Source organism: Panacibacter ginsenosidivorans, from assembly GCF_007971225.1.
GTDB lineage: Bacteria > Bacteroidota > Bacteroidia > Chitinophagales > Chitinophagaceae > Panacibacter > Panacibacter ginsenosidivorans.
In genome coordinates, this window is sequence record NZ_CP042435.1 from 5,516,944 (window position 1) to 5,528,026 (window position 11,083).

An 11,083-nucleotide genomic window follows, 5' to 3' on the forward strand; every position below is an offset into this window, starting at 1 on the left:
TCGTACGATGAAAAATGATTTTGATGTACCTGCTGCATTGATAAGGAAATATAACCAGCCTGTTCCCAGGTATACAAGCTATCCAACTGTTCCTTCGTGGAAGGAAACAATAGACACAGGAGAGTGGAAAAATATTATTCAAACAAAATTTGCAGCAGCGAACGGTCAGGGTATCAGCCTTTACCTGCATCTTCCTTTTTGTGAAAGTCTTTGCACCTATTGCGGTTGTAACAAAAAAATTACAACTAATCACAGCGTAGAAGAAAGATATATTGCTGCGTTAGAAAAGGAATGGGAACTTTACAGGGAGCTGATGCAACAGGCGCCGGTAATAAGAGAATTACATCTCGGAGGAGGCACACCCACATTTTTTTCTGCCACCAACCTGGAAAGAATACTTCAACTAGTTCTAAAAGATACCATCGTTCATCCCTTGCATGAGTTTAGCATAGAAGGCCACCCTAATAATACAACCATTGAACAATTAGAAACTTTATATAAACTAGGTTTCAGGCGCATTAGCTATGGCGTGCAGGATAATGACCCAACTGTGCAAAAGATCATAAACCGCATTCAGCCGTTTGAACATGTAAAATCGGCAACTGAAAATGCAAGAGCAACTGGGTTTACTTCTGTGAATTTTGATCTTATCTATGGCTTGCCTTTTCAAACAAAAGATAGTATAAAGAAAACAATAGAACAGGTAATAACATTAATGCCCGATCGTATTGCTTTTTACAGTTATGCACACGTGCCCTGGACAAGTAAAGCACAACGCCTCTTTGATGAAACAGACCTTCCATCTGCTGAAGATAAAATAGGATTATACCTGACCGGCAAGCAACTATTACTTGAAAATGGTTATGCAGATATAGGTATGGATCATTTTGCTTTACCGCATGATGCATTGTATAAAGCACGTATAGACGGAAGTTTACACAGGAATTTTATGGGTTATACCACGCAACATACCAGCGTGCTGCTGGGCCTTGGTGTATCAGCTATAAGTGATGCAGGCACTGCGTTTGCCCAGAATGATAAAACATTAAGCGGCTACTACACTGCTCTTGAAGAGTATAAATTGCCTATAAAAAAAGGTTACATACTTAATCAGGAAGACCTGCTTTTCAGGAAAAATATAAAAGATATAAGCTGTATCGGTAAAACAACTTTCGCAGAAGAGCAGTTGCCTTTGCTGAAAGAATACAGTTTTTCTCAGCTATCATTACTGGCGGAGGATGGACTTGTTCAGTTTGATTCAGATGGTTGCGTGTTAACTGAGAAGGGACATTATTTTATAAGGAATATTTGCAGTGCGTTTGATTTGCATCTGCAGCGAAATAAAATTGAAAATGAAAAACTTTTATTTAGCAAAGCTATATGATCTGCAGGCTTTTTTCTTTGCTGATCACAATCATAACGGCAGGTGATGCAGGCTAATTATTTAGCCTTTACAACATTATAGCTTTGTAAAATCAGTAACCATACAGAGCGACTTAAAGCATAAAAATTACAAAGACAAGCGTAACTATTTTCAAAAATGACAAACCAGGCCAGGGAAATATTAATCACAGAAGACACACTGGTATCAGACATACAGGAAATTTTTAGCAGTTTTTATCCCTTTCTGAAAATAGAATTCTCAAAACTGCAAAGCAATAGTCAAAGCTTGCAAAAATCCAGGAAGGTTTTACCTCAGGACAGTATAAAAAATATAACCAATGCAATGATGCCAGTAAAACTTAGAATAGAAAACAAACGCACCATTGCACAGGTTGAAGATGATTGCATACAACAGTTGGGTTTACTTGTGCAGATATCACGAAAATCCGGAAATGTGTGGAATACGATTTCGCTCACAGAAAACTGGACACTGGAAGAGCAGAACAATGCAGGAAAATTTATCAGTTCTGAAATGAAACTTCCGCCGGTGAAAGAATAATTTTTTTTGTGTCCAGCAACAACGGTCACTTCAGCATCGCTGTGTCACTCACTTGTACATTTCAGCTTCGGGCGGCGAGCTTTGAGCTTCGGGTCTTTCACTCGTGGCTCGCAGCTAAAAGCTCACAGCTATTTTACAGTACAAGTGTGCGACGCAACGAAGATGCCATAAAATGCTGTAGCTGACTTACAATATATCTACAGTATTAACTGAAACTAAAATAATAGATACTTCAGTTAAAACAAAGCCGGGTACCTAAAAATTAATAAGGCAGGTTCCTCAATTTTTTTTCATCTGTAATGATTACTTTACCATGTTGAATATCTATCAGCTTTTCATCTTTAAAATCTCCAAGCGTTCTTATCAGTGATTCTGTAGCTATGCCAACTGATTGTGCCATGTGTTCGCGGGAAAGATTGAGTATTGGATTTTCTTCCTGCTCTGTGCGGTATTTTTCCAATAACTGTATAAGGCCGAACGCAACTTTTTTTCTTAATGAATTATAAGCAAGGTTTAGCAGGCTTTCTTCTTTCTCGGCTATATTCTGTGTAATGATCTTTATAAATGTTTGTGCTATCTGCATATCGCCTGATATGAGTTGAAGAAAATCTTCACGTGGTATAAGCATTAACTGTGCATCTTCCAGTATTTGCGCTTCTTCTTTATAGCTTGTATTTTCCATTACAGGTGTGTAGCCAAAGAAATCTCCCGGCCCGTATATGCCCGTGATAAATTCTTTTCCATCATCATTGCACCTTGCTGTTTTTACCTTGCCTGATATAATATGGTACACAGCACGGGGGCGCTGCCCTTCTTTATAAAGTGAGTATTTTTTACTGTAAGCGTTTACTTCGCGTTCATCTGATACAAGTTTAACCTTACCGGTTTTCTGAACATCTGCAAGAAAATCATTTACTGCTCCCGGGCCTTCATAACGGTTTTTTACCAATGAAGCCTTTTTTAGTCTTGCTTCTATTGCATTTAATAATTCAATGCCATCAAATGGCTTTGTTATATAATCATCGGCGCCCATTTCCATACCTTTTCGCAGATCTGTTTTTTCTGATTTTGCTGTTAAGAAAATAAAAGGAATGGCAGATGTCTCTTTGTGCTTACTTAACAGGTGAAGCACGCCATAGCCATCCAGCACCGGCATCATAATATCGCATACGATGAGGTCTGGTAATTCTTTCAAAGCAATTTCTACGCCCTGTTTTCCATTCTCCGCAGTAAGGACTTTATAATTGGAAAGTGCCACGATCTCTGCGGTATTTTCCCTTACTTCCATGTTGTCTTCTATGATCAGAATTGTTTTCATGCCTTCAGTTGAAAATTAATTTTGTGGAATATAAATGGTGAATACTGAACCTTCTTCAAGTTTGCTTTTAATTTCAATTCTTCCATTCATCAGCTCAAGATATTTGGCTACTATATGCAATCCAAGCCCTGTGCCCTGTATGTTTGCTGCATTTTTTGCCCTGAAGAAACGTTCAAACAAATGCTCCTGGTCTTCCTGTGAAATACCAATGCCATTATCCCTGATGGCAATAATAAGATCCACATCTGATAGATCGCAGGAGATATTAATGCTTGAGTGTTCCTGTGTAAATTTAATTGCATTTGATACCAGGTTGATGAGAATATTTTTTAAAAGCTGCTTGTCAACCAATACATCGTTATAAATAGAATCGTTAAGCTGAATGTGCTGGCCGGTTTTTAGCATACCATCCATTTCCTGTATTACGTTCCGGATTATTTCAATTACGGTTACAGCCTCTGTTTTTTCCATCTGCACTTTTACCCTGCCTTCTTCGAGTTTACCCAGCGAAAGAAAATCTTCCAGAATACTTTTCATACCGCCTACTGCAGCTTTGATGCGAAGTATATGTTTGTTTATTTTTTCATCGGGTAGTTGTTCGGTATATTTTTCAAGCAGGTAAGCCGAGGAAAGAATAGTACTTAAAGGAGTTCTGAACTCATGAGAAGCCATGGTTACAAATCTTGATTTCAATTCGCTCAACTCTTTTTCATTTTCATAAGCTTCGCTAAGTTCTTCTTTTGATTTTTCAAGCTCTACCAATGCTTCCCGCAGCATTTTTGTGCGATCGTCTATTTTTTGTTCCAGTTCGCTATTCATTTCCCTGATCTCTGTAGTTACTCTTTCCAGCTCTTTCTTTTGATCCAATACAAGACTTTCCTGCTTCTTGCGAACGGTTATATCAATTACAAAAGCAATTACAAAAGTTTCGTTCCCTATTTTGTAATGACTAAGACTTACTTCCACGGGGAAAGTACCGCCATTCTTATTGGTTGCATAAAGATCCCTGCCATGGCCCATTACTCTTGGCTCAGGATGTTCATAATACTGGTGGCGATAATTTACATGCCGCGAATGTATTGCCTGTGGTAAGAGTACTTCAACTCTTTTCCCTACTATCTCTTCTTTCGTGTAGCCAAACTGGTTCTCTGCAAACTTATTAAAGTTAAGAATCTCACCGTTATGGTTCGTTACAACAATACCAATGGAAGCAAAATTAAAAAGTGCTTCCAGCTGCTGACTGCCGTCAACAGAAATTGAAACAATTTGCTTGTCGTTATTATCCTTCATACTGATTCATTCCCTTGTTATTTACAAATATAATTTACAGGGAAATTACAGCATAAACGGCAGAATAATTCATGTGAGTTTATGAAGCAGGGAACTATGTTTTATTTATCTGTTGTATCGGGCTGTTTTCGTGTAATATCTTCAATTGCATAACTGTGGCTATACTTATAGCTCTTTGCTTGGCAAGCTCAGCTTTGTCGCCTTCGAAAAGCCGGTCAACGGTAGATGTAAATAATTTTATCCACTGCTCAAAATGATCTGTAGTAAAATGCACTATGCTATGCATCTTAACATGCGCCGTCATTGGGTTGCCATTATAAGAGCCGGTAAAAAATATTACATTCTCCCAGAAATTATACATCACCGGTAAATGTTTTTCCCAATTTACTTTAGCAATATCATTAAATATATAGCCAATGGTTTTATCTGCTTTCACTTTATCATAAAAGCTGTTTATCAAAAGTTTTATATCCTCAATATTTTCAATGTCTTTTTTCATAGCATTTATTTTACAAGTAAGAAAGAAGTATCCGTTAATGCCTGCACTGCATGTTTCTCTCCCGCCCTAAAGGTAAAGCTGTCACCCTTTTTCAACAGGTATTCTTTTTCTACCAGCAAAAATAATATGTCTCCATCTAATACCAGTAAGAATGCATCTGTGGGAGAGGTGTGTGTTTTTAATAATTCGCCTTCTTTCATTTGCAGCAGTAAAACATGGAAACGTTCATTTTTATACAATTGCTTTTTACTAATGCTATCATGTATTGCCTGCTGGTAAATATTTTCTACTTTCATAATAATAATTTTTTTTGAGCCATGCTTTAGTAATGCTATGATACTTTCGTTGCGTCGCACACTTGTACTGTTTATCCCTCTGTCGACAGTCGACTGTCAACTGTCGACGGCTTTTCCGAATGTACAAGTGAGTGACACAACCGGCGATGCCACCTGCACCGTAGCCCGTAAACAAAATATCTAAAGATCTTTCCTGGAAAAATTTCTTACAGAAAACCACAATGGCAAAAATGCCCACAACAATAAAATGAATAAAGCAATTACAGAGCCTGTTGCGCTATCGAAAAAATTTCTGAATATAGCGCCTGTGTAACCCATGAGTGCTGACATATCCATGTGTAATAAAATAAGTATCCGGGTAAGATCAATTGGGTTTAGGGCTGAAAAAAGGAGCATGGGTTTTTCCATAGGGTAATCCTGGAATTGAAATAATATAAATAAAACCAGCCCATCGAAAATGATGGAAAAATAAAACCACAATAAAATGGATAGACCAATGCCTCTGGCTTTATCTCTTGTTTTTACAGATGCGAGTAATGCAATGGAAACAAAAATTACGGAAAGCAGCATGCCTGTTAAAAGCATTGTTATTCCTGTGGCATCGGGCTGATACAATAAAATGGGAATGCCTGCGCCGATAAAAAATGCCAGTAGAAATGCAAAGGAAAGACCAATAAAAATACTTAGCCACAAGGTTCTTCTTTTAACAGGCTGACTTACCAGCAGCTCAATAAATTCAGTGCTGTTGTAGACATAAATGGTAGAAAATATTATGGCAACAAGCGGCACAATTATGAGGATGATATTCAACAGGCTGATTAAACCCTTGCTGCTGCTGTCTTCCAGGCTGAAGACACTTAATGATACCGCAAGCAGAAACAAAGTATAGCCAATGATGATCTTGCTGCGCAGTATGTCAAGCATTACATATTTTATGATTTTTTTCATTTACCTTGTTTTAACCTCACCCTAAGTCCCTCTCCAAAGGAGAGGGACTTTGAAGAAGCTTACTGTTAACTGATATTTATTCTCGATTCACGTTTCACGATTGCATCACTCTTGCTATTGCTTTTGCCAGTTTTTCTTCACCTGTATCTTTACGTAATAATTCAATGGACTTATGAAAACGTAACTGACCTTCCTGTAAATACATAACCTGCGTAATGAGATCATCGAGTTCGCTAAGTATGTGAGAAGTGATCAAAATAAGTTTACCTTTTTGTTTTTCTGCGATGATCTTTTCTTTCAAAATTTCTGATGCAACGGGATCGAGCCCTGCAGTGGGTTCATCTAATATCAATACATCAGGATTAAATAAGAATGCAAGTGCGGCACTTACTTTTTGTCTGGTACCACCAGATAAGGTACGCATACGTTTCTGCATTAGTTTATCAAGACCAAACGCATGAATCAGTTCTTCGTCAATATTCGTTTTGTGTTTGCGAATGTCTTTCATCATTTCAAAAACCTGTGCGATGGTCATGTTATCAGGATACCTGCCTATTTGTGGCATATAACCAATATGTTTCCTGTATTCCCAATCGTGTATAATGTTGCTGCCTTTAAAAGTGATAAAGCCATTATCGGGTACAACCATACCCAGCAGGCATTTTATAAAAGTTGTTTTACCGCTTCCATTAGGACCAATCAATGCAATGCATTGCCCTTCTTCGCAGTTAACGGATACATCTTTCAATACCTGCAGCTTGCCAAATGATTTATTTACATTGTTTGCGATGATCATAATGGTAATGGTTTCATGAGTGGCCTGTTATCTATCAAATCTTCGGGAATGAGACTGGGTAATACTTTTTCTGTTTTATCCATTAATGTTGTAATAAAACTCCTGTACAGCATCATTAATGTTGGGTTTTGTTCTACCAGCATTGAATACATGCTTACAGGTCTGTAAGGAACATCGCCAATATTGTCTTTGTTAATATCATAGCCTTCATATTTATCCCAGTAATTATTGTTGAACGTATTTAATACAAGGCTTCCGTTGGTACTTATATCAAATGTGTTGGCCAGGTAGTTATTATTACTAACAGCAACATCTGAACAGTTGGCTTCTATCTTTAAAGCCCACCCATTACCTTTGAAAAGATTGCGTTGCACCACGATGCGATTGCCGCCTTCCATAAAAATACCACTCGTGTTATTCATGAAATGATTGCCGGAAATATTACTATCGGAAATTTCTTTCAGTAACAAACCAAAGGCTGCATCCCCGGTATTGTCTTCAAAATAATTGTTGAACATCTTTACGCCATGTGTGTACATAACCGCAACGCCTGCACCATTAAAACGAAAGATGTTGGTGATGTAAGCATTGTTATGCGCCGTCATAAAGTGCAAGCCATAACGTATGTTTTTTTCACTGGTATTTCTCCAGATAAGTGATGAGGTAACAAATTCAAGGTAGATGCCATCTCTAAATTGATGAATAGTATTATGCGTGATCTGCAGGCTATCGCTCTTCCAGCAATGAATGCCGTCGCCACTGGTTGTTTCTGTGCCACCATTACCACTTAACTCATTATCTCTTACTATACAATTAATGGCGCCTTGTATGTAAATACCAAAATACACTTCTTTAAAAGTATTATGCGTAACAGTTACATTCCTGCAATTGTAAATTTTTATGCCAGCCAATTCATTCAAACTGGAAAAACCTGTGCGCCGGATGGTGAACCCTTCAATTAAAACATCGTTCGCATGCACTGTTAGTACTTCGTATTTCCCATCACCATCCAGCACAGGTTTGTCTATCCCCTTCAAATAAATTTTCTTATCAATAACTATATTTTGTTCATGATATTCCCCTCCATGCACTATTAATGTATCGCCATCTTTAGCAATCCCAAGCGCTTGCTTTATTGCAGAAAATTTTTCTTTGGTGCCAATATGAAGTGTAGAAGCAAAAGCATTTATGGATAAAAGATTACCAGTAAAGAAAAATAATATGATAAAAATATTTCGCATTATTAGTTATATAGATCGCTCCAGGTAATAGTATCTCCGTTTATTTGTGCATGCAGTTTTGCTCTTTCATCAGTATTGCCAAATGCAGCAATATTGCCGTTCATAGGACTATGCAATATTTCATTCTTTAAAAGAAATGCAGCAGTTGATGGAATAAATTCCTTTGGATTACTGTAATCAACAAAATAAATTTCTTTTATTTCTTTTTTTTCCATGTTACCTGAATGCAAATAGGAGAGCAGGCAATGCGTATCATCAAACTTGTATATCTTGCCTTTTGTAGTAATAAGTTCTGATGCAAATCTTGTATCCATGATTGTCATTTTGCAGAAGTCGCAATTCATTTTTCCAACTTCAATTGCCTGCGGCTGTGTATTGCATGAGGTAATAGAAATTGCAAACATTACGGCAACTATTCCAGCCATCTTTGAACTCACTTTTAAAACCTTTTTTTCTTTCTTTTTTAAGATAATGTCATAAAACATTAACGCACCAATTATAACGCCTGTCGCAATAAAGATCCATCCACCTATATCAGGAACAGAATATGCTCCAAAATTCAGCAGTTGTTTATAACCGATCAATGGCGGCTGATAAGCCATGCCGGGAACTTTGATAGCTGCTTCAGGGTTTAGATTGTGACCATAGTTGTATTCCCATTTCCAAAAGTCTGTCATAGCAACAACACCAAATACCAGCAATGCGATAAATGAAAAACGCAATGCACGGCTGGTCCCTCTGAATGCAGTAAATATAAACAGTGCGGCAAAGCCTGCAGTGAGATATGGCAATATTTTGAATTCAAAAAAATCTGCTGCATGTAAGGTCTTCATTCCTATATAATGGTTGAGGCCATTAATGATGTCAACATCCCCACCCAGTTTGCCGGTATAGATCTGTAATAATAAACCTTCAGGATATTGCGGTGCATCCAGCTCTATTCTCCAGAACGGCATAAACAATACACCAACAAGTGCCAATGCGCAAATAAATATTATCACACGCATCCACAATGGCAACATTTTTTTCATAAAATAATTTTTACTTTTCTTTCAGACCTGTTTGGTTTTAAAAACCTAACAGCTTTAGATCATGTTTATTTTTTAGCAGGCGGCAATAACACTGCATCTATTACATGTATAATACCGTTAGATGCAGGAATAGATGCAACAATATGTGCATTGCCATTCAATGTAACTTTACCATCTTTCACACTAACTGTTACATTATCTCCATTCACCATTCCAAGTGTTTGACCGTCTGTTAAACTTTCTGCTTTTAATGCTGATAGAAAAACATGATACTGTAAAATGTTTTGGAGGTCTGCTTTCTTATCATCTTTCATCAAACCCTCTACAGTGCCCGCCGGAAGTGCATCAAATGCTGCATTGGTTGGTGCAAAAACTGTAAATGGCCCTGCATTGGAAAGGGATGTTACAAGGTCTGCCTGCTTAATAGCAGCCACCAGTGTTGTATGATCTTTTGAGCCCATTGCAATCTTCACAACATTTTTTTCAGACTCATCGTCCTGCACATTTTCCTGTCCGCCTGTTGCAGCCTGCTCTGTGCTTACTGCTGCTGTTGTGTTTGTTGCATCTTCAGTTGCATTGTTGTTGCAGGAAAAAATTCCTGTGACCAAAGCGAGTGAAAATATTTTTATAATCTTTTTCATGTTAATTGTTTTGATAGTGAAGTTTTTTATGAAACCAACAGCAGGATTGCTATACGGCTGTTGTTGCGTCGCACTCTTGTGCTGTATTGCATATATCAGCAAGTGAAAGGTCAAAAGTGAAAAATAAACGTGCAGAAATGTTTTGCTTTTCACCTCTCGCTTTTCACATTGTTCAAAATAGTTCTGAATGTACAAGTGAGTGACGCAACCAACGATGCTACAAGTACTATTGCAGGGCTCATAATAAAAAAACTTTTCAATGAACTTTTTAAAAGGAGTAAGTAACTGACTTACTCCTTTTTCTCATGTGTATTATTTTGCTGTACTATCTGCCGGGGGAAGATTTTTACCCGTGCTAAACAAAAGTGGCACATTGCTACCTGCAGCTGAAACCCTTACGTAGCCTTGCATTTCCTGGTGCAGTGCACTACAGAAATCTGTACAATACATTGGATAGATACCGGTTTTTGCGGGTAACCATTTTACACTTTGTGTTTCGCCGGGCATTACAAGTAATTCTCCATTGTTGTTTCCTTTGATGGCAAAACCGTGTGGTATATCCCAATCCTGTTCAAGATTGGTAACATGGAAATAAACTTCATCGTCCACTTTAATGCCTTCAATATTATCAGGAGTTATATGAGAACGAATAACGGTCATGTACACATCTACTCTCTTTCCTGTTCTTACCACTTTTGTTTCACCTTCACCTTTAGAAACATATGTATTGGCATTGTCTTCTATTTTGAAAAACTTCACACTGTTCTTTTTGATAAGATCTGCGGGACAAGCCTGTGCATAGTGCGGTTCACCAACAGTTGGAAAGTCGAGTATCAATTGCATCTTATCACCACTGATATCAAATAGCTGTGCACTTTGTGTAAGTTCAGGACCAGTTGGTAAATACCTGTCTTTTGTTATTTTGTTATAAGCAATAACATATTTTGCATTAGGTTTTTTAGAATCACCACCGGGCACACACAAGTGACCAATAGAATAATAAGTTGGGGCTCTATCTAATACTTTCAAATCTTTTACATTCCACTTTACTATTTCAGAAGAAACAAAGAATGAAGTGTAT

Annotated in this window: 12 protein-coding genes; 2 read left to right on the plus strand and 10 right to left on the minus strand. The window is 37.6% G+C overall.

Annotated elements, in window-relative coordinates; all coding sequences use genetic code 11:
- Nucleotides 1–7 precede the first annotated feature (7 nt).
- Complete coding sequence (gene hemN / locus FRZ67_RS23230; protein ID WP_147192956.1) at nt 8–1,384, plus strand: oxygen-independent coproporphyrinogen III oxidase; 1,377 nt, start codon at nt 8–10, stop codon at nt 1,382–1,384.
- Between the two features lie 156 nt (nt 1,385–1,540).
- Nucleotides 1,541–1,942, plus strand: coding sequence for a hypothetical protein (locus tag FRZ67_RS23235; RefSeq protein ID WP_147192958.1), 402 nt, complete (start codon nt 1,541–1,543; stop codon nt 1,940–1,942).
- Nucleotides 1,943–2,204: 262 nt separating this feature from the next.
- On the opposite strand, the gene FRZ67_RS23240 is transcribed toward FRZ67_RS23235, so the two are convergent.
- The 10 genes from FRZ67_RS23240 to FRZ67_RS23285 form a co-directional block, all read right to left on the minus strand.
- Complete coding sequence (locus tag FRZ67_RS23240; protein WP_147192961.1) at nt 2,205–3,260, minus strand: response regulator; 1,056 nt, start codon at nt 3,258–3,260, stop codon at nt 2,205–2,207.
- Nucleotides 3,261–3,275: 15 nt separating this feature from the next.
- Nucleotides 3,276–4,550 carry a PAS domain-containing sensor histidine kinase gene (locus FRZ67_RS23245; RefSeq protein WP_147187567.1) on the minus strand — a complete coding sequence of 425 codons (1,275 nt, stop codon included), beginning with the start codon at nt 4,548–4,550 and terminating at the stop codon, nt 3,276–3,278.
- Nucleotides 4,551–4,644: 94 nt separating this feature from the next.
- Nucleotides 4,645–5,049: a group III truncated hemoglobin gene (locus FRZ67_RS23250; protein WP_147187568.1), complete on the minus strand. Its 405-nt coding sequence runs from the start codon at nt 5,047–5,049 to the stop codon at nt 4,645–4,647.
- Between the two features lie 5 nt (nt 5,050–5,054).
- Entirely contained in the window at nt 5,055–5,345 is a 291-nt protein-coding gene (locus tag FRZ67_RS23255) for a cupin domain-containing protein (protein WP_147187569.1), read from the minus strand.
- Between the two features lie 180 nt (nt 5,346–5,525).
- On the minus strand, nt 5,526–6,293 hold the full coding sequence (locus FRZ67_RS23260) for an ABC transporter permease subunit (protein ID WP_147187570.1): 768 nt from the start codon (nt 6,291–6,293) through the stop codon (nt 5,526–5,528).
- Between the two features lie 94 nt (nt 6,294–6,387).
- Nucleotides 6,388–7,089, minus strand: coding sequence for an ABC transporter ATP-binding protein (locus tag FRZ67_RS23265; protein WP_147187571.1), 702 nt, complete (start codon nt 7,087–7,089; stop codon nt 6,388–6,390).
- Nucleotides 7,086–8,330, minus strand: a complete 1,245-nt coding sequence (gene nosD, locus FRZ67_RS23270) for a nitrous oxide reductase family maturation protein NosD (protein ID WP_147187572.1) — start codon at nt 8,328–8,330, stop codon at nt 7,086–7,088. The genes FRZ67_RS23265 and nosD overlap by 4 nt, the downstream gene beginning before the upstream one ends.
- A gap of 2 nt (nt 8,331–8,332) precedes the next feature.
- Entirely contained in the window at nt 8,333–9,361 is a 1,029-nt protein-coding gene (locus tag FRZ67_RS23275; RefSeq protein ID WP_147187573.1) for a nitrous oxide reductase accessory protein NosL, read from the minus strand.
- A 65-nt stretch (nt 9,362–9,426) separates the two neighbouring features.
- Nucleotides 9,427–10,002 (minus strand): fasciclin domain-containing protein, encoded by a 576-nt coding sequence (locus FRZ67_RS23280; RefSeq protein WP_147187574.1) that lies wholly within the window; start codon nt 10,000–10,002, stop codon nt 9,427–9,429.
- 312 nt (nt 10,003–10,314) lie between these two features.
- Nucleotides 10,315–11,031, minus strand: a complete 717-nt coding sequence (locus FRZ67_RS23285) for a hypothetical protein (RefSeq protein ID WP_225975450.1) — start codon at nt 11,029–11,031, stop codon at nt 10,315–10,317.
- Between the last annotated feature and the right edge of the window lie 52 nt (nt 11,032–11,083).